The organism is Phaeovibrio sulfidiphilus (assembly GCF_014861485.1).
Classification (GTDB): Bacteria; Pseudomonadota; Alphaproteobacteria; order Rhodospirillales; family Rhodospirillaceae; genus Phaeovibrio; species Phaeovibrio sulfidiphilus.
This window is the reverse complement of record NZ_JACZHT010000006.1, coordinates 1-20,840: the sequence shown is the minus strand read 5'-3', so window position 1 is coordinate 20,840 and position 20,840 is coordinate 1. Positions and strand designations below refer to the sequence as shown.

Annotated in this window: 19 protein-coding genes and 1 tRNA gene; 11 read left to right on the top strand and 9 right to left on the bottom strand. The window is 65.4% G+C overall.

Translation table 11 applies throughout. The features are described from left to right. Positions 1 to 125 precede the first annotated feature (125 nt). The 4 genes from fsa to creD all read left to right on the top strand — a co-directional run bounded on the left by fsa (position 126) and on the right by creD (position 4,340). A complete protein-coding gene (gene fsa / locus IHV25_RS08165) occupies positions 126 to 809 on the top strand; it encodes a fructose-6-phosphate aldolase (protein WP_192534633.1) in 684 nt (227 codons plus the stop codon). Next, a complete protein-coding gene (locus IHV25_RS08160) occupies positions 806 to 1,555 on the top strand; it encodes a DUF484 family protein (protein WP_192534632.1) in 750 nt (249 codons plus the stop codon). Before fsa ends, IHV25_RS08160 begins: the two co-directional genes overlap by 4 nt. Positions 1,556 to 1,578: 23 nt before the next feature. Next, complete coding sequence (locus tag IHV25_RS08155) at positions 1,579 to 2,553, top strand: tyrosine recombinase XerC (protein WP_420825421.1); 975 nt, start codon at positions 1,579 to 1,581, stop codon at positions 2,551 to 2,553. A gap of 104 nt (positions 2,554 to 2,657) precedes the next feature. After that, positions 2,658 to 4,340 (top strand): cell envelope integrity protein CreD, encoded by a 1,683-nt coding sequence (gene creD, locus IHV25_RS08150; protein WP_192534631.1) that lies wholly within the window; start codon positions 2,658 to 2,660, stop codon positions 4,338 to 4,340. 135 nt (positions 4,341 to 4,475) lie between these two features. On the opposite strand, the gene IHV25_RS08145 is transcribed toward creD, so the two are convergent. The 7 genes from IHV25_RS08145 to amrS all read right to left on the bottom strand — a co-directional run bounded on the left by IHV25_RS08145 (position 4,476) and on the right by amrS (position 13,816). Further along, positions 4,476 to 5,405: an AEC family transporter gene (locus tag IHV25_RS08145; RefSeq protein WP_192534630.1), complete on the bottom strand. Its 930-nt coding sequence runs from the start codon at positions 5,403 to 5,405 to the stop codon at positions 4,476 to 4,478. A gap of 634 nt (positions 5,406 to 6,039) precedes the next feature. Continuing rightward, entirely contained in the window at positions 6,040 to 7,014 is a 975-nt protein-coding gene (locus IHV25_RS08140) for a lysylphosphatidylglycerol synthase domain-containing protein (RefSeq protein ID WP_192534629.1), read from the bottom strand. Further along, complete coding sequence (hpnK, locus tag IHV25_RS08135; RefSeq protein WP_192534628.1) at positions 7,011 to 7,913, bottom strand: hopanoid biosynthesis-associated protein HpnK; 903 nt, start codon at positions 7,911 to 7,913, stop codon at positions 7,011 to 7,013. The genes IHV25_RS08140 and hpnK overlap by 4 nt, the downstream gene beginning before the upstream one ends. Before the next feature lie 12 nt (positions 7,914 to 7,925). Beyond that, a complete protein-coding gene (gene hpnJ / locus IHV25_RS08130; RefSeq protein ID WP_197975005.1) occupies positions 7,926 to 9,353 on the bottom strand; it encodes a hopanoid biosynthesis associated radical SAM protein HpnJ in 1,428 nt (475 codons plus the stop codon). After that, a complete protein-coding gene (hpnI, locus tag IHV25_RS08125; protein ID WP_192534627.1) occupies positions 9,350 to 10,528 on the bottom strand; it encodes a bacteriohopanetetrol glucosamine biosynthesis glycosyltransferase HpnI in 1,179 nt (392 codons plus the stop codon). Before hpnI ends, hpnJ begins: the two co-directional genes overlap by 4 nt. 449 nt (positions 10,529 to 10,977) lie before the next feature. Next, positions 10,978 to 12,462 carry a hypothetical protein gene (locus IHV25_RS08120; RefSeq protein ID WP_192534626.1) on the bottom strand — a complete coding sequence of 495 codons (1,485 nt, stop codon included), beginning with the start codon at positions 12,460 to 12,462 and terminating at the stop codon, positions 10,978 to 10,980. Between the two features lie 298 nt (positions 12,463 to 12,760). Continuing rightward, entirely contained in the window at positions 12,761 to 13,816 is a 1,056-nt protein-coding gene (gene amrS / locus IHV25_RS08115) for an AmmeMemoRadiSam system radical SAM enzyme (protein WP_192534625.1), read from the bottom strand. Between the two features lie 127 nt (positions 13,817 to 13,943). Here amrS and amrB point away from each other — a divergent pair, with 127 nt between their 5' ends. The 7 genes from amrB (at position 13,944) to IHV25_RS08080 (ending at position 19,157) form a co-directional block, all read left to right on the top strand. Further along, complete coding sequence (amrB, locus tag IHV25_RS08110) at positions 13,944 to 14,759, top strand: AmmeMemoRadiSam system protein B (RefSeq protein ID WP_192534624.1); 816 nt, start codon at positions 13,944 to 13,946, stop codon at positions 14,757 to 14,759. Then, positions 14,756 to 15,481 (top strand): AmmeMemoRadiSam system protein A, encoded by a 726-nt coding sequence (amrA, locus tag IHV25_RS08105; RefSeq protein WP_192534623.1) that lies wholly within the window; start codon positions 14,756 to 14,758, stop codon positions 15,479 to 15,481. The genes amrB and amrA overlap by 4 nt, the downstream gene beginning before the upstream one ends. Before the next feature lie 144 nt (positions 15,482 to 15,625). Then, positions 15,626 to 16,006: a hypothetical protein gene (locus IHV25_RS08100; protein WP_192534622.1), complete on the top strand. Its 381-nt coding sequence runs from the start codon at positions 15,626 to 15,628 to the stop codon at positions 16,004 to 16,006. Positions 16,007 to 16,312: 306 nt separating this feature from the next. Beyond that, positions 16,313 to 16,621, top strand: a complete 309-nt coding sequence (locus IHV25_RS08095; RefSeq protein ID WP_192534621.1) for a DUF485 domain-containing protein — start codon at positions 16,313 to 16,315, stop codon at positions 16,619 to 16,621. Beyond that, the gene (locus IHV25_RS08090; protein WP_192534620.1) at positions 16,618 to 18,318 is read left to right on the top strand and encodes a cation acetate symporter; all 1,701 of its coding nucleotides are present in this window, start codon (positions 16,618 to 16,620) and stop codon (positions 18,316 to 18,318) included. Before IHV25_RS08095 ends, IHV25_RS08090 begins: the two co-directional genes overlap by 4 nt. A gap of 160 nt (positions 18,319 to 18,478) precedes the next feature. Further along, positions 18,479 to 18,958, top strand: coding sequence for a YbjN domain-containing protein (locus IHV25_RS08085; RefSeq protein WP_192534619.1), 480 nt, complete (start codon positions 18,479 to 18,481; stop codon positions 18,956 to 18,958). A 123-nt stretch (positions 18,959 to 19,081) separates the two neighbouring features. Next, positions 19,082 to 19,157 (top strand) — tRNA-Glu (locus IHV25_RS08080). A gap of 595 nt (positions 19,158 to 19,752) precedes the next feature. Here IHV25_RS08080 and IHV25_RS10575 read toward each other — a convergent pair. Next, on the bottom strand, positions 19,753 to 20,010 hold the full coding sequence (locus IHV25_RS10575) for an ATP-binding cassette domain-containing protein (protein WP_338048609.1): 258 nt from the start codon (positions 20,008 to 20,010) through the stop codon (positions 19,753 to 19,755). Next, positions 20,007 to 20,441: an ATP-binding cassette domain-containing protein gene (locus tag IHV25_RS10740; RefSeq protein WP_420825420.1), complete on the bottom strand. Its 435-nt coding sequence runs from the start codon at positions 20,439 to 20,441 to the stop codon at positions 20,007 to 20,009. The genes IHV25_RS10575 and IHV25_RS10740 overlap by 4 nt, the downstream gene beginning before the upstream one ends. Positions 20,442 to 20,840 lie beyond the last annotated feature (399 nt).

Sequence of the window (20,840 nt, the reverse complement as noted above, 5' to 3'; positions counted from 1 at the left end):
GAAAAGACGCGACAACGCCCGCCAGCATACGCTAAAGTCTGCCCGAACAGGACGCAAAAAATGCAGACCCGCGCACACGGGGGGCAGCAGATGCGAAAACCAGCGGGCCTTCCGGGAGACCAGCCATGAAATTCTTTATCGACACCGCGGATATCGATGCGATCCGGGCCTGGCAAAGCACGGGACTGATCGACGGCGTGACGACGAACCCCACCCTGGCCGCAAAGGCCGGGCGCGCGTTCATTCCGCTGATCGAGGACATCTGCGCGTGCATCAGCGGCCCTGTCAGCGCCGAGGTGACGGCCACCGAGGCCGAGGTCATGGTGCGGGAAGCCCGGATCCTTGCGGGCATCGCCCCCAATGTGGCGGTGAAGGTGCCCCTGACCCGGGACGGGCTCAGGGCCTGCCGCGCCCTGTCGGACGATGGAATCCAGGTGAATGTCACCCTGTGCTTCTCACCGGCCCAGGCAATCCTGGCCGCGAAGGCCGGTGCGGCCTTTGTCTCGCCCTTCGTGGGGCGGCTGGATGACATCGGCGCCCGGGGGATGGAGCTGATCGCCGACGTGATGGAAATTTACGGAAACTACCCCGCGTTCTCGACCGAGGTCATCGTGGCCTCGGTCCGCCACCCGGTTCATGTGGTGGAGGCCGCCCGCATCGGGGCGGATATCGCAACTGTGCCTCCGGACGTTCTTGACAAGATGTACAACCACCCCCTGACGGACCGCGGCGTGGATGCCTTCCTCGCCGACTGGGCCGGTCTGGGACAGTCCATCCTGGACCCCTCGAACACGGAGACCCGGGCATGAGAAATGGCCAGGACAGCGCGACGCAGACTGATGCGTCCAAAACCGATGCGACGCCGGAGGATGCGGTGGCGACCCTTGATGAGGCGGCGGTCCTCGACTACCTCCTCAGCACGCCGGATTTTCTCCTTCGCCATCCGGACGTCCTTTTGAACGCCAGCGCGCCCCGGCGTTTTGACGAGTCCGAGGGCAAGGTGGTGGACTTCCAGCACGCCATGCTCCGGCGCCTCCAGTGCGAGATGGAGGATCTCCAGAACTGCGCGGAGGAGCTGATTCTCACCACGCGCTCCAACATGGACAACCAGAAAAGCACCTTCGATGCGACGCTGGTGCTTCTGGAGGCCGGCTCGGTCGAGGAGCTGGTGCTGACGGTCTCGGAGACCCTGCCCCTCATCCTGGACGTGGACACCTGTGTCCTGCGCCTGGAGGATCCCGCCCGCTCCGGCCGACCGGACCACAGCGCCCTGCCCCGCGGCTTTGTCGATGAGATTTTCGACGACGGCACGGAAGCCCTCCTGCGTCCGGAAATTATCGGGGAACCCGTGCTTTACGGAGAACGGGGCCGCCATGTCCGCTCCGACGTTCTTGTGCGGGTCGACCCGGGCGAGGGCCTGCCCCCCGCCGTCCTCGCCCTCGGTTCCCATGTGTCGGGCACCTTCCACGGGGACATGAGCGTCGATCTGGTCAGCTTCCTCGCAAAGATCCTTGAACATTGTCTGCGCCGTCTGCGTCGCACGGCCGCTCCCTGAGGCTTGCCCCCGGCGGAGCCGGAGTGCTCGAGGCGGTCCCGGTGTCCGCCGACACGGCCCTGCGCGCCGTTCTCGCCCGCTGGCTGGACTGGATGGCCCGTGAGCGCCGGGCGAGCCAGCACACCGTGTTCGCCTACGCCCGGGATGTGGCGGCGTTCACCCGGTTTCTTCAGGACTACCGCGGCGAGGAACCCTCGGTCGGGATGCTGGGCAGCCTCAGCACGGCCGAGTTCCGCGCCTATGTCTCGGCCCGGAGCCGGACCGGTCTTGCGCGAACCTCCACCGCCCGCGGCCTGTCCTCCCTGCGCAACCTGTATCGCTGGCTGGACCGGGAGGGAATCGTCTCCAACCCGGCGCTGGACGCCCTGCGCACCCCCAAAATTCCCAAAGCCGTTCCCAAGGCCATGACCGAAAGCGAGGCCATGGAAACCTTGGAGGCCGCGCGCACCCTCTACGAGGATCCCTGGCTGGCCCGACGGGACATGGCTCTCTTCACGCTGCTCTACGGCTGCGGCCTGCGCCTTGGCGAGGCGCTGGCCCTGAACCGGGGCGATGTGCCGAAAGGCAGTGTTCTGCGGATCCTGGGAAAGGGACGCAAGGAGCGCCTTGTCCCGGTTCTGCCGGTGGTGCGCTCGGCGCTGGAGGAGTATCTCCGGCTCTGCCCGGTGCAGTCCACCGACCCGACCCTGCCGCTTTTTATCGGCGCCCGGGGCGGACGGCTCAATCCCGGCGTCGTCCAGCGCCAGATGCGCAAGGTCCGGGAGCATCTGGGCCTGTCAGAGCAGGCGACGCCCCACGCGCTGCGCCACAGCTTCGCCACCCATCTCCTGGCCAACGGCGGCGACCTGCGCACGATCCAGGAACTGCTGGGGCACGCCAGCCTGTCCACCACCCAGCGCTACACGCGAGTCGACGCGGACGGCCTGGCGCGCCTCCACGCCCGGACCCATCCCAGAGCCCGGATTGATACGGAGCCGGAGCCCACGGACGTTAAATGATGACGGCCCGGCGCGTATCCTGATACCGTAAGGGGCGGACAGGTCCGCCCACCCGGTCGGCGTCCGTCGCTCTTCCTAAGGTCTCTCCAGAAAAAGGCCCTGATATGGACAGTCTCGAGTCCCTGGTTGTCGCTGTCCTTGTGCTGGCCGCCGGTGTGGTCGGCCTTGCGGCTTTCGGGCTCTTCGTCCTGATCCGCGCCGCCGTTCGCCGCTACCGTGCCGGACAGGAAACGCCGGCCCCATGCCCCGGTCCGTCCCAGGCCCGGTCGGGCCCGATGCCGGCTCTGTCGGCCGGGAACGGACCACCTGCGGCGCTCCACTCCGCCCCTGATTCCGTGTCCACGACCGCGCCCGGCTGTCCCCCGGGCGCCCCCACAAGCGAGACTCCGACCATGTCCACCCAGCCGAAGCCTCCCGTCACGGACCGCCTGTTCATCCGAGCCCTGGTCATCGCGGGTATCACCCTTGGCCTTCTGATCCCGCTGTATTTCGTAAACGATATCGTTGACGAGCGCTCCATCCTGCGCCGGACGGCGGTGGCCAACATTGCCAGCCTGTGGGGCCAGTCCCAGACCGTCAGCGGCCCGGTTCTTGTGATCCCGTACCTGCGCACCCACACCTACAAGGAAACCACGAGAACCCCGGGCGGACCGACGGAGGAGACCCTGAAAACCGGCCTGCGCCAGGATCTGATGGTGGTTCTTCCCGCCAGCGTGAGTTTCGGGGCCGACCTGAACCCGCAAATCCGCAAGCGGGGCATCTATGACTACGTGGTCTACACCACCCCGATCACCATCAGCGGGACCTTCCGGGTGCCGGAACCGTCCGCGTTCGGCGAGGAGCTTTCGCGCATCCTGTGGGACAAGGCCTGGCTTGCTCTGGGTGTCACGGACCTCAAGGCCATCACCTCGGTGGCCCCACTGGCCTGGAACGGGAAGCCCGCGGCCCCCTACAGTCCGGGCACCCGGGTCGACGATCTTCTGGGTCCGGGCTTTCACACCACCGTGGCTCTGCCGGTCGGATCCGAGGGGAAGGTTCTGCCCTTCTCTCTCGCGCTCGATATCAACGGCAGCGGTGGCCTTCACTTCACTCCGGTGGGTGAAACCACGCGGATCAAAATCACGGGCGCCTGGCCCCACCCCAGCTTCTCCGGAAACATCCTGCCCACCACCCGAACCGTCACCGACAGCGATTTCTCGGCCGAGTGGACCATCCCCCACCTGAGCCGAACCTATCCCCAGATCGGTGTGCTGGGGAAAAACGAGTTCAGCGGCGGGGCCGTGCGGAGCTTCACCGCCGGGGTCGACCTGTTCGAGACGGTGTCGCTCTACAGTCAGGTGAACCGGGCTGTGAAATACGGGCTGCTGTTCATCGGCCTGACGTTCGTCGCCCTTCTCTCGTTCGAGCTGGTGTCGAGGGCGCGCCTGCACCTGATGCAGTACGGGCTTGTGGGCATTGCCATGACGCTCTTCTACCTGGTGTTGCTGTCGCTCGCCGAGCATACGGTTTTCCCGCTCGCCTTCTCGGCGGCGGCGGGTGTTTCGGTTGTCATGAACAGCCTTTACATTGCGGCAGCCCTGCGCAGCACGAAAAAGGGCCTGATCATCGCGGGCCTTCTCTCGGCGCTTTACGTGCTGCTGTACGCCCTGCTGCAACTGGAGGACTACGCGCTGGCCATCGGGACAGCCATGGTCCTGGTCATGGTGGCCATTCTCATGTACCTCACCCGACACCTGTCGGTGAGCGGAAAGGACCAGGACTCCCCGGCCGGACCGTCCGCGCCCTGATACAAGGGGCGCCAACGCGGGCGCCCAATGGCCCCTGACCTGCCCCCCGCCGGTGCCCCGGACACCCGCGGGATCCCGCGGGCCGGGCCCCGGGCCCCGGAGACGCCCCGGGGAGCCGGAGCGAACGCCAAGGCGCTAGAGGGTCGTCATCAGAACCGTCATGATCACCACGCTGATCAGGATCGACAGCGAGTTGATGTTGCTGGCCAGGGCCAGGTCGCATCCCAGGCGCGCCGTGAACACAAGCCCGATGGTGGAGGTGGGCGCGAAGCAGATGGTCGTGAGCGCCAGTCTCACGTCATGATCAAATGGCAGGAGATACCACGCCCCCAGAGCAAGCAAGGTGGCAAAGAAGTAGCGAACACCCAGATGGAACAGGATCGCTTTCAGGCGCTCGCGGTTCAGGTGGAACTCGACGCCAATGCCCAGCATCAGCATGCTCAGGAACGTGTTGGCCGCACCGATCGTGGAGGTCAGCCGTGTGACGGGCTCGGGCAGCGAGAGCCCGAGAAGGCACAGCGGGATCATCACCACGTAGACAAAGAACGGCAGGGACGAAAAGGTGACGGCAAAGAAGCCCCACAGCCCCCGAAGCATGTTCACAAGGGAGAAGCTCCGCCTGGGCTCGAGGACACCGCGGGCCACCGCATAGCTGCCCCCCGAGACCATCACCGCATTTCCGGCATCGAACAAAGCCGCAGCCAGAAACCCCGTGGGCGGCAGAAACGCCTGGACGTAGGGAAACGAGAAGCTCCCCACGTTGAACCCGGACAGGGTCATGATCGAGAAGGCTTTCTGCTCGGCGGTTTTCCCGCGCGAGACCAGAAACGCGATGGCAATCATCACAAGGTTAGCCGCGAAACCGAGCGGTATCAGAACGAGCAGGGCGCCCCCGACCTTCACACCGTCCAGATTGGTGACAATTGCACACGGCAGCGTGATGTGAATGACAATGCGTGACAGCACGGCAAAGTTCTCGGCGCTGACCACTTTCAGGCGCTTGATCACATAGCCGATAACAATAATCGTTATGAACGACAGGGCGGTAAGAAGGCTGTCAAGCATCGTCTGTCTGCCTCCGGAAAACCGGAGCCCGGGACAGTCCTGTCCCTGCGGCAATCGGTTTCATGATCAAAAACGACCCCGGTACGGACCCGGGGTCTGTTCCAAAAACTCGGACACGACAGGGCCGGCTGCCGGGCGGAAACGGACATCCGCGCCGTGCCGCTGTTCCGGGGCGTGCCCGTGTCCCGCCTTCCGGTTCCCCGGAGTGCCCGACTACGGGCGACGGCCTGAAACCGGCCCCGCCGACGTCACGCAAGGCAGCCGGGCGCGCGCGTGTCCCCCTAGATAGGGAGGGAAGGACCGCCCGTAAACCAATGCAAAGGAAAAGAGATCGGCCCGGCCCGCCGGAGGTCACGCGTGCGATTATGCATCCACACGCGTCACGCGTAAACAGGAGCGCCGCACACAGGCTCCCCCGGATCCGGGCGCGGGGCATCAGCCCCGGTGCCGGTACGCATAACCGAAAGGTTGGAGCGCCCCCGGGGAGCCGCGCGGATCACAGAGCACCCCGGAAGGAAGCCGATGACGGAGCCCCCGGGTGCCCCCGGGGAGCCGCAATGCGGGCCAGGCGGGACCGGGCGCCCGCTTTCCGGAGCGTCCGGACTGGCTGGACCCGCCTCCCGCCAAGTAAGGATCAGCCGGCGTCGGAGCTCAGCAGCTTGTGCCCCAGAACCGCCTGCCAGACGATCAGCACCGGCACGAAGAGCACCACGTCCCGGGCCCGACGCACCAGCGCAAGGGCAAGGGCCGTTTCCGCCACGATCCCGAGCCAGCCGCAGACCACGACAAAGCTCGCCTCCTGGACGCCCAGAGCGCCGGGAACAACAAACGCGCTGCTGCTGGCGGCCTGAACGATGGACTCCACAATCACCGGATCCGCCCAAAGGGTGTGCTGCCCCATGAAATAAAGGGCCACGCCGATCTCGACAGCCCCGAAGGTCCAGCCCAGAAACTGCCAGAAGGAACAGGCGAAGATGGCCCGACGGTGACGGTAGACCGAGCGGATGCTGTCATCGAAGGTGTCCGCCTTGTCGGTCCACTGCCGGAAGCGGTCGCCGAACATCTTGTCCACCACAAGGCGCACAAGCCGGAACATGCCCTTTTTCTGAACCTGGTAGAAGGCAAACGCCACCACCAGCGCCGCCACACCTGTGGCCGCCAGCCCCGTCATGAGACCGGCGTTCTGGTAGTAGAGAACAAACAGACCGAGCCCGAGGAACGTGAACAGGAACTGGGTTCCGATGCAGATGGTCACATCCGCGGCAAGGGACGCCACCACCGCAGGCATGGACATGCCGTAGTTGTTGAGGAGCTTCGCAGTCACGACCTCGCCGCCGACCCGGGCCACCGGCAGGAGGCCGTTCACGGACTCCCGCAGCCACACGGCCCAGAAGAACTGGAGAAGGTTCGGGCGGTGGCCCTCCACCACCAGGACCTGCCAGGCCCGGGCGTTCACGAGCATGGAGGCAAAGTGCACCAGGACCATTCCCAGAAGGGCGAACCCGGAGGACAGGAACACCGACAGGATCGTTCCCGCATCACGCCAGATGAACAGGCCGGTGAAGATGGCGAGCCCGACCAGGCCCAGAAGAGCGGCACGCCGGATCATGACGGATCCCCCGCCAGGTCGCTCCAGGTGGCAAGTGTCACCGACTGGCGCGCAAGGCATGCGCGGTTGTCCTCATTCATGAGAGCCTCGTACTCCGCAACATACTGATAGCCGGGCGCGGCGCTCTCCAGGACCGGAGTGCGCCGGACGGACGGATGGAAATAAAGCTCGCTCACCCCGGCGGGCAGGTTCTCAAGAAGAGCCCGAACCCGCTCCGGGGTCATGGCCCCGGTCCAGTGAAGGCCCAGAAGAGAGTCGTTGACCACAAGCCCCGCCCGGCGAAGGCGGGCCCTCAGCATGTGTATCCAGAACCTGTACAGCGGCGCCCGGATGGTCTCGGACGGCGCCACCGCCCGCAGGACATCAACCGGCTCGTCCGGAACCCGCATGGCCCTCAGGCCGTACTCCCGGCCAATGGCCAGGATCAGGGAGGCCACGGTCGGATGCAGATGATAGTGCTGGTGCACGTTGACGTGATCGAGCGGAAGCCCGGTGGCCCGGAAGGCCTCGAACTGGGCGCGGATCTCGTCGGCAAGCTGCCGGCGGACCCGGGGCAGGAAAAAGTAGCGGATCCCCGCGCGGGCCAGATTGCCATCAAAGCGCCCGTCCGGACCAACCAGATCCGGAATCCGCCCGGCCGGCAGAACCGGACGCCCGGAGGTCACGGCCACATGCAGCCCCACGCCAAGGCCGGGCAGACGGCGGGCACGGGCGACCGCATCGGCACAGGCCCCCTCGCCCACCATCAGGCTGGCGCAGGTAAGGAACCCGTCGCGGAAAGCAGCCTCGACGGCCTCGTTCACCGCCTCGTCCAGACCGAAGTCGTCGGCGCAGACAATCAGGGTCCGGGAGGGAGAGGACCGCTCCCCCGCCCCGGACCCGGTTCTGTTGATCACCATGCCCATTGCAGGTCAGCCAGCCTTGCGGCGCTCCCGCAGGAAGCCGAAGAATTCCACACCCTCGCGAAGACGGCGCACCATCATTTCCGGGCTGGTGATCATCTCCTTCACGATGGCTCCGATCTTGCTCGGACGGAAGTAGAACTCCCGGTAGAAGGTCTCCAGCGAGTCATGGATTTCCTTGTGGGACAGGTGCGGATAGTGCAGCGGAGCAATCTGGACACCGTGCTCGTCGAGCAGCTCTGCGTTCTGCACGTCCAGCCACCCGTTCTCCGTGGCCTGGCGGTGGAGAAGCGTGCCGGGGTACGGCGCCGCAAGAGACACCTGGATGGTGTGCGGGTTGATTTCCTTCGCGTACTCGATGGTCTCGCGGATGGTCTCGCGGGTCTCGCCCGGAAGCCCCAGAATGAACGTCCCGTGGATCGCCAGGCCCAGCTCGTGGCAGTCTTTGGTGAAACGACGAGCGTCCTCGACCTTCAGGCCCTTGCGCACGTTGTTCAGGATCTTCTGGTTCCCGGACTCGTAGCCCACCAGGAGAAGCCGCAGGCCGTTGGCCTTCAGAACCTCGAGGGTCTTGCGGGGCACGTTGGGCTTGGCGTTGCAGGACCAGACAATCCCCATCTTGCCCAGCTCGCGGGCAATGGCCTCGGCACGCTCGGTGTCATCGGTGAAGGTGTCATCGTCAAAGAAGAACTCCCGCACCTGGGGGAAGTCCTTGCGGGCCTGGCGGATTTCCTCGACCACGTGCTCCACGCTGCGGGTGCGGTAGCGGTGGCCGCCCACCGTCTGGGGCCACAGGCAGAAGGTGCAGTGGGAGCGGCAGCCCCGCCCGGTGTAGATGGACAGGTACGGGTGCTTCAGGTAGCCGATGAAGTAGTCCTCGATGCGCAGGTTGTCCCGATAGACCGGAGAGACAAACGGAAGCTGGTCCATGTCCTCGAGAATCGCGCGGTCCTTGTTGTGCACAATGGCGCCGCTGGCATCGAAGTAGCTGATTCCGTCCACCTCGGCCAGGGGGCGCCCCTCGGCGATCTCCTTGATGGTGAAATCGAACTCGTTGCGGGCCACGAAGTCGATGGCACCGACCGCGGCCTTCAGGCTTTCCTCGGGCTGCACGGCCACCTTGGCGCCCACAAGACCGATCATGATCTTCGGGTTCTGCTCCTTGAACGCCCGCGCCACCCGGATATCGCTGGGGAACGACGGGGTCGACGTGTGCATGATCAAAAGATCATGGGTCTTGGCCTCGGGCAGCACATCCTCAAGCTGAAGTCCCGCGGGGGGCGCGTCAATCAGCTTGCTTCCGGGCACCAGGGCGGCCACCTGGGCCAGCCAGGTCGGATACCAGAACGAACGGATTTCCCGGCGGGCCTGATAGCGCGAGCCGGCGCCACCGTCAAAACCGTCAAACGAAGGGGGTTGCATAAACAGGGTTTTCATGATCGTGCGTTCTTTTCCAGCTGAACGATGGTCCCGTTTTTCAGGGAGGTGAGCGTGTGGCCCCGCCAGACCAGCTTCCGGCGAAAGAAACTGGTGACGAAGATATAGAAAGAAATCGCGTCCCGCAAAACAAGGCGCGCCACTTCGGGAGTGGCAAGGCTGAACAGGCGCGCAAGCAGATGAACGGACAGCCATCTCAGGGCGATGGCGGAGGCGACAGCCGTTCCACCCGCCCAAAGGGGAAGAAAGGCGGCGGCCAGGACGGCCAGAGGCACCGGAAAGGTCAGGAACGAGCCCATGTATCCGGCGGGCTGAACCAGGAAGACCGTGTGGGCCCAGCGCAGCTCATGGTCCAAAAGGCTGGAGGACGTCGGTTCGGACACCATGGTGTCCACCAGCGCGCGGGAGAGAACCACCCGCAGTCCCAGGGCCCGGACCGCCTGCCCGAGAGCATGGTCATCCGCAAGGTGGTCGCCGATGGCGGCAAACCCGCCAATCCGCTCCAGTGTTTCCCGGGACAGGGCGATGGTCGCACCGAAGCATCCGTCCCCCACCCCGAGCCAGTCGCCCAGAAGGGCCTCGGGCAGGAAGTTGAAGTTGATGTGCATGGCCCCCAGCGCCGACCACAGGCCGCTGTCGGACACGACACCCCGGTACAGGCAGGTCACGGCACCGTTTGCGGGGTCCGCCAAAGGAGCGGTCACAGTGGCCAGATAGTCCGGGGCAACACGCATGTCGCTGTCGGCCAAAACAAGCCAGGGATGGCGGGCCTCGCGCATCATGTTGTCCAGATTGCTCACCTTCCGGTTCCGGAAGGGCGCGGCATCATTGACAACGATGGCGATGTCGTGCCCGGGAAACTCATCGCGGACCGCCCGGGCCACCGCAAGTGCGGGATCATCCGGACTGTGCACCCCGAAGACGATCTGGAACTCGGGATAGGTCTGGCGGCAGAAGCTGCGCAGGTTCTCGAGCAGTCCATCCTCAAGACCGTGAAGCGGCTTGAGCACGCTTACCGGACGGGCGGCGGCGGCGTCAAAAGCCGTGCGGTCGCGCTCCCGGGCCGAGGCCCGCACAAAGCGTCGGGTCGCCAGAACCGATGCGAGCACGTAACCGCAACTCGCGACGAACACGATCAGAAGCACGAATGAGAGGACAGAAAAAATCAGGGCCATGGTCAAGGAATGAGAAATGTGCGAAAGCCCCGGGGAAGGGGAGCGTGGGGACAGAAACGGAAAAAAAGCCCGGCCAGATCCGGAAAAAAGACAGTCCCTGTCAGGACTTGCCTTCTGCCGGGGTCTTGGCACAAAAAGAACTGGACGGACGCTTTGGGATCCCGACCCGGACCGGACGGAGTGTACACGCCCGGCCATGACACGATGCAGCGCGCGACAAAAAATTCGCGCCTGCGTCTGCACGGGGACAGAACTGCTCGCCCTTTCATAGAGCGTGCAAGCCGCTCTGTCAAAAAGAATGCCCCAAAAAGGCCGGAAAAGCGGACTTTCAGGCCAAAAACCCCGAGTTGCAGGGGCAGACCCATTCCCCGAGCCCTCCCGCAGACCGGAAAACCGGTCTTTCCGAAGGGAACAGGCCCCTCGGAAGGCCCCGTGCACCGAAACGGCGCCTACCCCACCACAAAGAAGGCGACTCCGCGAAAGGCGAATGCGCAAAGGCCGGCAAAGACCGCCATGGCCACAGTCACCGGGTTCAGGGACGACTGCCGGACCTCAAGGCGGAAGGACGCCGCCGCAATCCCGTAATAGATCACAGTGACAAGGCTGATGACCAGGGGATCGGTCCCCATGCGCACCAGGACCGCCTGGAACTCGTCCAGGGTCCGAAACCCGGAGAAGATGGACAGAAGGCCCGCACAGACACCCCAGGCAAGAACAAGCCCCCCCAGGGACCGCAACAGGCCCCGCCTGCGAAACAGAACCCGCGCCTCGGGGCGGGCACCGGACAGGGTCACATGCGAGACACGGACGCGCTCTGCCGGCCCTGCCAGCGTGACAGAACCGGGGCCATGCCATCCCCCGTTCCCGAACACCGGAAGAACGGGGGCCGTTCCCGACTGCAACACCGGGCCCGCCCCGTCCCCCTTTCCCGATGACGGGAGGACAGGGTCCCCTCTGCCGCCGTTGCGGGAGGGCGCCGGCCCCTGCGGTTCGGCGGGATCCGAAAACCCGGGCAAAACCACGGAAACCGGCTCACGCCGCGAGACGGACAGGACAGGGCCGATGGCGTCCCCCTGCACCGCCGTGAACGCCGGGGCGAGGCGTCCGGGATCAACCGGAGAGCTCCGAACCGAAATGGGCTCCTCCAGCCGCAGCCGGAACCGCTGGGGATCCCCGCTCCAATCCCCCTGCCCGTCTGCCCCATCGCGCTCGGACAGCCCGGACGGCATGGCGGGGACCGCAGCCGCAAGCCCCCCGGCAGAGACTGCGGCACGATCCGAAAGACCGGGAGCCGGGGGCACCGCGGACATCGGGGTCTCCGCCGCCGGGCCCGGCGGCACCGGATCCGGCGATGATTCGGACCCGCCTGCGGCTTCGCGCCGGGAACCGGACGGGGGAGCCGGCTGCGGTCCCTCATTTGCGGGACGCCCGGTCCCGGACAGAGGCGAAGCCCCCGTCTGCGCCCCGGGGCCGTCATTGTCATCGGGACACAGGTCTGCCGCCCCGGAGAGGATCATCCGGACCCGGGACCGGTCACGGCTTTGGAACCACCCGAGCAGGTCACCCTTGAGGGCGGAAAGGGCCTGGGGGCTCGTCTGCAGAAGGGTGTCCAGACGGGCCATGGCCTCGGGGTATCCGCCCCCCTCCTGCCTTTCGGCCAGAAACTGCTGCTCCAGATCGGGATCGTCAAAAAGCCGGGACAGAAGCTGGATCACAACGAGAGCCAGAAACGCCTCCCGCGGCGCACATTTCACCCCGTCGGCGGGCTCGCCGGCGTCTGGGCCCACGGCCAGGAGCCTGCCCAGATGAAGGGCGATGGCGCTCAGGCAGGCACTGCGGTCGCGCGGTGGCGTGAAGGCCGGGTCCAGCGTCCAGACGGCGCGACTGACGGCCCTGAGTTTCTCGTCATCCGAAAGCCCTGCAATTCCGAACATCTGTCCTCTCCCGCGAGACCGTACCGGACAGCCCCGTCGCACGCCCGCGCGCTGCCTGTCCGCCCTGTTCGGCCGCCACCGATCCAAACCACTGAAAAAGGGAGGCGCAGGCCCATAGGGACCGGTCCGGCGTTTCCGGCCCGTCCACGCTCTCAGCCCCACCCGCGCAACCGGGCCCATCATGGGCGATTCCCCGACGGGATTCTACTGGCTTGTTGGACTGTGCGGCCACAGACTCGTCCGGGTCGCCCCTGGAGCGGACGGCCCGCAGGCGCTGCCCTCCGGATGCAGGTGGCGGTCAGGAGAAGCGCCCAGCCAAAGCCTGCCCGCACACCGGGCAGACCCCGGGGGCGCCCTGCCAGAGCGGCTCGCTCCGGAAGCGGTCGCGCCGGATTACCGGGGCCCCGCACCGGGCACAGACGGTTGTCTCGCCGTCCGGATCACCCGCATTGCCGAGATAGACATGCTCAAGCCCCTCCGCAAGAGCCAGAGCGCGAGCCCTCCTCAGGGTCGCAAGCGGGGTCCGCGGCAGGTCCGCCATCCGATGGGCCGGAAAGAACGCACTGAGATGGAGGGGAACCCCGGTGCCCAGGTGACGGGCGATCCAGCCCGCAAGGGCCCGGATCCCGTCATCGCCGTCATTCTGCCCGGGAATGATCAGGGTGGTGATCTCCAGCCAGATCCCGGTCTCCCGGCGAAGCCACAGGAGGGTCTCCAGAACCGGAGCCAGCCGGGCAGAGCACAGCCTGCGATAAAAACCGTCAGAAAACGCCTTGAGATCCACATTGGCGGCGTCCACGTCCCGAAAAAACGCGGCCCTCGCAGCGCCCGAAACGTAGCCCGCGGTCACGGCGACGGTCCGGATCCCCTCCGCGCGACAGGCGCCCGCCACCTCAAGACCGTACTCGAGGGCGACCACCGGCTCGTTGTAGGTCAGCGCCACGGACCGGCAGCCGCTGGCCCGGGCAAGGGCGGGCACCTCCTTTGGATCGAGCATGATGGCCGTGGAAGATGGCCCCGCTGCAAGGGAAAGCGCATGGTTCTGACAGAACCGGCAGGTCAGGTTGCAGCCGGTCTGCCCGATGGACAGCACCCGGGAGCCGGGAAGAAAATGAAACAGAGGCTTCTTTTCGATCGGGTCCGCGTGAAGGGCGGACACCAGCCGGTCCCCTGTGAGGACCAGCCCCTCGCCGGGTGCGTGGGCCCGAACCCGACACAGCCCCCTTTGGCCCGGGGCCAGACGGCAGGCCCTGGGACAGACCTCGCACACGACGTGCCTCCCGCCCCCGCGGCGCCAGAAGAGGGCCGGACGGGCGGGCTGCCCCTCAAACAGGATGGGCGGGGACGGGGTCATGACTTTGCCTCCGTCTGACAGTAGACTGCTTCCAAGAGAACGCCATTCGGGAGCCCTTGCCAACCCTGATCTGCGCCCCCGGGCGGGGCGGGACAGGAGTGCCCCCTGAAACCGCGGAGGTTTCGCCATGCCGGATGTTCGCCCTGCCGCCGTTGCCGGTCTCTTCTATCCCCGGGACGCCCCGAGCCTTGCCCGCGACGTGGACCGTTTTCTGGCGGCCGCTCCCCCGGACGACGCACCCGAACCGCGCCAGCCCAAGGCACTGGTTGTCCCCCATGCGGGCTATCCCTACTCGGGGCCTGTGGCGGCGTCGGCCTACGCCCGCCTGCGTCCGTTCGCGGGGCGGATCCGGCGGGTCGTCCTCCTGGGGCCCGCCCACCGCGTTCCCGTGCGGGGACTGGCCCTGTCGGGGGCGCGCTTCTGGGCCACCCCGCTGGGAGCGGTGGAGCAGGACATGGATCTGGTGGACACCCTGTGTGACCTGCCCCACGCCGCCCGGTTCGACGGCGCCCACGAGAACGAGCACTCGCTTGAGGTCCAGCTGCCGTTTCTTTTGCGGGTTCTGGGGCCCTTCCAGCTTGTTGCCGGGCTTGTCGGCGCCCTGACACCCGGGGAGGCGGCCCGGGCTCTGGATGCGGGCTGGAACGGGACCGAAACCCTGATCGTGATTTCCACGGACCTGAGCCACTTCCTGGACTACGCCCACGCCGTGGCGCAGGACGGGATGACCGCCCGGGCGATCGAGGCCCTCTCCCCCTCGGGAATCGGCGCGGACGCCGCGTGCGGGCATGCTCCCCTGGGCGGGCTTCTGGCGGCCGCGCGGCACCGGCATATGGAGATCGAGCGCCTGGACCTCCGCAACTCGGGAGACACAGCGGGATCACGGGATCGGGTCGTGGGCTACGGGGCCTGGGCCCTTCACGAGCCGGAGGGCGAAGCATGAGCGGCCCGGAACGCTCGTCCCGAGACAGTGAAACCGCGCGCGCGGAGCGTCTTCTGGCCGCCCACGGCGGGTTCCTTCTGGACCTGGCCCGCGAGTCCATCCGGGCCGCCGTCACCGGAGGACCGGAGCCGGAGCGCCGAAACATCCCGGACGCCCTTTGCAATGACGGGGCCTCGTTCGTGACGCTGACCACACGGGAGGACGGCCACCTGCGGGGCTGTATCGGCTCGGCCACACCCTGCCGCCCCCTGGCGCTGGATGTGGCGGAAAACGCCAGAGCCGCCGCCCTGCGCGACAGCCGCTTTCTCCCGGTCTCCCCCGGTGACCTGCCGCACCTGGCCCTGGAGGTGTCGATTCTCAGCCGCGCCGTTGCGCTCCCGGTCCGCAGCGAGGCCGACCTCATCTCGCGTCTGGTCCCCGGTGAGGATGGACTGATCCTGACGGACGGCCCACGGCGCGCCCTGTTCCTCCCCCAGGTCTGGGACCAGATTCCCGACCCGCAGGACTTTGTGGACCACCTGAAACAGAAGGCGGGGCTGCGCCAAAGCGAATGGCCTCCGGGAATCCGGGTTCACACCTTCGCGGCCCGGAGCGTCACGTGTGCCACCCCGTGGACGCAGGCGCGCAGTCCCGTCCGCATCGCCCCGAACGCCGCAGCCGGAGACCCGCCCCGTCCGCCCGGACAGCGGAGACTGCACCATCCGGGGGCAAATGATGTATAGTTCCCCCCTGTCGACACGCTTCGACGCTCCAACACCCCAACGCTCCGACTCCCCGCACGGCCCGGCAGTCTCCGGCTTGATCCTGTCGCCCGATCCTGCGCCGGCACCGGTGCGGTTCCCATGAAACCCCGAGGAACCCCGAGAATGGTGATGCACTCCCCCCGCGCCCGAAATTTTGCGACCCTGATTGCCGCCGGTCTCCTGTCCGGCTGCGGATTCGAATGTGCTGTCTGCACCACAACGCCGGCCGGACTGGCATCAGATCCGGCGTTCTGCGGGATTCCCGAGAACTTTCACGACGATGCAACCTGTGGCGCGGTCGCGTTCCAGGACCGTCTTGGCGCGCGCCTGATTGGTCCGGCCGAGGCCCTCCCGGAAAACGGCCCCGCTGTCCGGGCGGCCGATTTCCCGACTCCCCGGCGCATCGCCCCCGCAAGCGCCCCGGTCCGCCTGGGCGACCACCCAGAGCGGATCAACATCTTCCTGAACAACCGGGGCGAGGTGGTGCGGATAACCTGCGGATAAGCCGAATTATGCCCGTAGCGAATATCATGGACAAAAAGCCCTCACACGAAAAAATCGCGGAGTTTATATCCGAACACGCCAAGCGATCAATAGATTAAATGCCCTTATACCTTTTTTTGCAAAAAAGGCTCCCGGCCACGATCTAAACGCTTGTTTACGCAAACAATCGCTGGCAGTCTCCTCGCTGGACCCATGAAAAAACCTGAACCCCGACACAAAATGGCGGAAATCAGGCATCCCGCATGGCCCCCGACACATAGCAGAAAAACTTATGTCGGAAAAAAAAACGGTTCCAGGGAGGAAACGATGAACGAAATCGAAAAGAGGGTTCTCGCGAACCCCAAGTATCAGGAATTGATCCGGAAACGGACGCCCTACGGATGGATCATGATCTCGATCATGTTTTTCGTCTATTACGGATTTGTGCTTCTGGTTGCGTTCGCAAAAGGCTTTATCTCGACGCCGATTGCCAGTGACATGACCACCACCTGGGGCATCCCCCTGGGGGTTGGGGTCATCCTCACAACCATCATTCTTACGGGTCTTTATGTCCGCCGGGCGAACGCTGAATTCGACCCCCTGGTCAACGACATTGTCCGGGAGGCGCAGAAATGAACCGGGTGTTTGCACAGATTTTCCTGGGTCTTCTCAGCGCACCTGTCCTGGGAACCGCCCTCGTCACCGCCGCCCATGCGGCTGACCCCGCCCAGGCGTCGGGGAGCTCGACCAACTGGCTCGCCATCGCCATGTTCGCCGCCTTTGTCGGCCTGACCCTGTGGATTACCAAGTGGGCGGCCTCGAAAACCCGCACCGCGGGCGACTTCTACACAGCCGGAGGCGGCATCACCGGCTTCCAGAACGGTCTGGCCATCGCCGGTGACTACATGTCCGCGGCCTCATTCCTGGGCATTTCGGCCGCCGTGATGTACGCGGGCTTCGACGGCCTGATCTACGCCATCGGCTTCATGGTCGGCTGGCCGCTCATCACGTTCCTCATTGGCGAGCGACTGAGAAACCTCGGACGCTACACTTTTGCGGACGTGGCCGGCTACCGGTTCGCCCAGGCTCCCATCCGCGTCTTTGCGGCGTCGGGCACGCTGGTTGTGGTCCTCTTCTACCTGATTGCCCAGATGGTGGGCGCGGGACAGCTCATCACCCTGCTGTTCGGGCTTCCGTACTGGGTGGCCGTGGTGATCGTGGGCCTTCTGATGATGGTCTACGTGCTGTTCGGCGGCATGACGGCAACCACGTGGGTGCAGGTCATCAAGGCCGTTCTGCTTCTGGGCGGCGTCAGCTTCCTTGCGTTCATGGTCCTTCTGCAGTTCAAGTTCAGCCCCGAGGCCATGTTCTCCGAGGCGGTGCGCATCAAGACCGAACTGGCCGATGGCGACCTGGCCAAGGGCCTGTCCATCATGGGACCGGGCAAGTTTGTGGAACATCCCTTCTCCACGATCTCGTTCGGCATGGCGCTGATGTTCGGTACGGCGGGCCTGCCGCACATTCTGATGCGCTTCTTCACCGTTCCCGACGCCAAGGAAGCCCGCAAGTCTGTGCTCTGGGCGACCACCTGGATCGGCTACTTCTACATCCTGACGTTCGTGATCGGCTTTGGTGCCATCAGCTTCGTGCTGACCAACCCGTCGTTCCTGAACCCGGACGGCTCGCTGATCGGCGGCAACAACATGGCCGCTGTCCACCTCTCGAACGCCATGGGCGGTCCGATCTTCCTCGGCTTCATCTCCGCGGTTGCGTTTGCGACCATTCTTGCGGTGGTCGCCGGTCTGACCCTGTCCGGTGCGTCGGCCGTGTCCCATGACCTGTACTCCATGGTTCTCATGAAGGGCGGTCACGACACCAAGAAGGAGCTGAAAGTCTCGCGGGCCACCGCGGCGATCCTGGGCCTGATCTCGATCATCCTGGGCATCACCTTCGAGAAGCAGAACGTTGCGTTCATGGTGTCGCTGGCCTTCGCCGTCGCCGCCTCCGCGAACTTCCCGGTTCTGCTGATGTCCCTGCTGTGGAAGGACTGCACGACCAAGGGCGCTGTTGCCGGCGGCTTTGTGGGTCTGGCGACCGCTCTGGTGCTGATGACCCTCTCGAAAGCCGTGTGGGTCGACGTCTTCGGCTTCGAGCAGGCTGTGTTCGGCTGGACCTCGCCTGCGCTGATCTCGGTCCCGGCCGCGTTCCTGACCATCTGGGCCGTGTCCATGCTGGACCGTTCCACCAACGCGGACAAGGAACGGGCGGCCTTCCCGGCGCAGCAGATCCGCTCCGAAACCGGTATCGGCATTGCGCCGGCGGTGGACGAGTAGGCACCCGCTTCCGGCGCCATCCCACGGGATGACCTGAACTCCTCACGAAAGCCCCGGCCCGCGCCGGGGCTTTTGCCTTGACACCAAATCCGTGAGCCCGGCACTCTCGTTGTGCTTCCCGAAAAGGGAGTCGTTCGATTTATTCCTGAAGAGGTCCACCATGTTTCCAGTCTCCCGGATTGTCCGGACCGCGCTTGCCTCCGTTGCTGTCTCCGCCTTTTGCGTATCGACCGCGCTGGCCGCCGACCTGATCGACGCCACGTCCCCCGAAGCGATTCTCGATGTCGCCAAAGGGTTCGGCTCGGCCCAGCTGACCACAGATTCAGCGGGAGACCCCATGATTTCCGGTCGGATTGACGGAACCCGCTACTCGATCATGTTCTACGGCTGCAAGGACGGGCGGAACTGCACCGACGTCCAGTTTGGCACGGCCTGGAGCAAACCCGGGATGTCCCTGGAGGAGATAAACCGCTGGAACCGCACCGCCCGTTTCAGCAAGGCCTTCCTCGATGACGAAAACGACCCGGTTCTGGAGATGGCCGTGAACCTGAATGCAGGTGTAACGCGCAAGAACCTCGAGGACACAATCGACTGGTGGGCCACGGCTGTGAATGCCTTCCGTATGGAAGTGCTGAACTGAACCCGCCTTGCGCAGAGCCCGGAAAAAAAACGAAACTTTTTTGTAAGGAGTGGTTGACGTGTGACGGGGGCCGGTGTAATGTCCGCGCCGTTGCCGAGGAATGAGACGCCAACGCGTCACACAGTCCCCATCGTCTAGCGGTCCAGGACGTCAGCCTCTCACGCTGAAAACACGGGTTCGATTCCCGTTGGGGACGCCAACTTCCTTCGGCAGGCGGGTCAGAGAAAACCCGCCACGCGCTCCCGGGCGCCCTGCTCTCTTTCCCAGCTTTACGTCTTGAAACAGCCTGTGCCACAGGGTGGCGCTTGTGCGTGTCGTTGGGCCTGTTCCGCAGGCTTTCGCCCGTGTTCGCCAGACTTTGGCCATGCCCCACGCCGCCCCTGCACTCATCGTCGTGCACCCCACACTGTCGCACATCCCTGGAGACTCAGCCCGGGCTCGCGCTGCGGCGCCCAGCAGATCCTCCCGGTCCCTCAGGGCGAGAAGAGCCGTTTGGGAGTGTGCGGGCCAGAGAGGCACTCTGAAGCCTCTGGCGCCCCGTTCGGCCGGGTTAGGGACGTGGCAACACCCCCGAGGTGCCCTTCCGCACCCCGGATACTACAGGCCGCCAACCGCCTTCGGATAGGATGACGCTCCTCGTGCGGTATTTCGTGGGCGGCTTGCCCCTCGGCCGCCCCCCTCCAGACCCTTCCTGATTCACGAATCGCGAAGAAGGCTTGCATAGAGGCCGTCGCCCGCCAGAAGCTCCTCGTGTGTCCCCTGTTCCACGATACGCCCGGCCTGCATCACGAGAATCAGGTCCGCATCACGAATCGTCGAGAGCTGGGCGCGATGGTAATCCTCGTGCGGTTTCTGGACATGCGCCCGAGAGCCGCCGACAGAGTGCGCTCGGTGCGGGTATCCAGGGAGCTTGTTGCCTCATCCAGCAAAAGAACGGGCGGGTCGCGCAAAACAGTGCGTGCCAGTGCAAGGCGCTGCCGCTCCCCGTCGGAAAAGCGATAGCCCTCCTCCCCTACAAGCGTCTCGTCTCCGCCCGGGAGAGCCGCTATCACGTCATGATCTGGGCGACCCTTGCCGCGGCGATCACTTCAGCGTCGCTTGAGTCAGGTTTGGCGGACCTCAGATTCTCCGCCACAGACGCGTGCAAAAGATAGGGATCCTGAGACACGACCCCAAGCATCTGCGACAAGGTCTCAACGCTCAGGTCTCGCACGTCCACGCCGTCAAATCGGACAGCCCCCTTCTCCACCTCATAAAGCCTTGCCAGAAGGTAGCCTGGGGTCCTCTTCCCTGATCCGGTCGGGCCTACAATCGCTACGTAGCTGCCCGCAGGACTGGTCAGGCCGAGGCCATTGACGGGTTCATCACCACCCCCGGAGGCTCGCCCCAGTCCCTGACGCTTGCCCTGGAGGAGCTCATGCCTCGGCTCAGCGACGAGGGCCTGCTGAGATCCGAGTACTCTGCCCGCACGTTTATGGGGCACCTGACGGACTAGAGGCTGTTCTGGACGCCCGCCATTTTGCCTGCTGTGTTTCTCTCCCCGGGTAGCGGGCTAGACCGGTGCGTGGAGACGTCCGCGGTGCTGCACTCCCGACGGAGCCGGGAGTGCATTTCCCCGGCGCCCATGGATGCGTTCCAAGGGGGCTTTTTTTCCATGGGTGTTCGCGTGGCGCCTGTGTGTGGGTGCTGGCCGGAAGGTTTTTTATCTCTCGGTTCCCTGCGGCCGCGACCTGCGAGACCCGGCTTTCTGAGGCCATTGCGCTCCGAGCGTCCCCGGCGCAGCAACCCGGTGTTGGTGCCATATCCCCTGTACGGCGCCGCTGCCCGTATCGGATACGTGGCGCGAGGCTGCCCTGGTTTGTGGCCTGATTTTGTGGACATC

Coding starts and splice junctions, on each gene's coding strand:
- fsa (WP_192534633.1), top strand. CDS start 126: ATGAAATTCTTTATCGACACCGCGGATATCGATGCGATCCGGGCCTGG.
- IHV25_RS08160 (WP_192534632.1), top strand. CDS start 806: ATGAGAAATGGCCAGGACAGCGCGACGCAGACTGATGCGTCCAAAACC.
- creD (WP_192534631.1), top strand. CDS start 2,658: ATGGACAGTCTCGAGTCCCTGGTTGTCGCTGTCCTTGTGCTGGCCGCC.
- IHV25_RS08145 (WP_192534630.1), bottom strand. CDS start 5,405: ATGCTTGACAGCCTTCTTACCGCCCTGTCGTTCATAACGATTATTGTT.
- IHV25_RS08140 (WP_192534629.1), bottom strand. CDS start 7,014: ATGATCCGGCGTGCCGCTCTTCTGGGCCTGGTCGGGCTCGCCATCTTC.
- hpnK (WP_192534628.1), bottom strand. CDS start 7,913: ATGGTGATCAACAGAACCGGGTCCGGGGCGGGGGAGCGGTCCTCTCCC.
- hpnJ (WP_197975005.1), bottom strand. CDS start 9,353: ATGAAAACCCTGTTTATGCAACCCCCTTCGTTTGACGGTTTTGACGGT.
- hpnI (WP_192534627.1), bottom strand. CDS start 10,528: ATGGCCCTGATTTTTTCTGTCCTCTCATTCGTGCTTCTGATCGTGTTC.
- IHV25_RS08120 (WP_192534626.1), bottom strand. CDS start 12,462: ATGTTCGGAATTGCAGGGCTTTCGGATGACGAGAAACTCAGGGCCGTC.
- amrS (WP_192534625.1), bottom strand. CDS start 13,816: ATGACCCCGTCCCCGCCCATCCTGTTTGAGGGGCAGCCCGCCCGTCCG.
- amrB (WP_192534624.1), top strand. CDS start 13,944: ATGCCGGATGTTCGCCCTGCCGCCGTTGCCGGTCTCTTCTATCCCCGG.
- amrA (WP_192534623.1), top strand. CDS start 14,756: ATGAGCGGCCCGGAACGCTCGTCCCGAGACAGTGAAACCGCGCGCGCG.
- IHV25_RS08100 (WP_192534622.1), top strand. CDS start 15,626: ATGGTGATGCACTCCCCCCGCGCCCGAAATTTTGCGACCCTGATTGCC.
- IHV25_RS08095 (WP_192534621.1), top strand. CDS start 16,313: ATGAACGAAATCGAAAAGAGGGTTCTCGCGAACCCCAAGTATCAGGAA.
- IHV25_RS08090 (WP_192534620.1), top strand. CDS start 16,618: ATGAACCGGGTGTTTGCACAGATTTTCCTGGGTCTTCTCAGCGCACCT.
- IHV25_RS08085 (WP_192534619.1), top strand. CDS start 18,479: ATGTTTCCAGTCTCCCGGATTGTCCGGACCGCGCTTGCCTCCGTTGCT.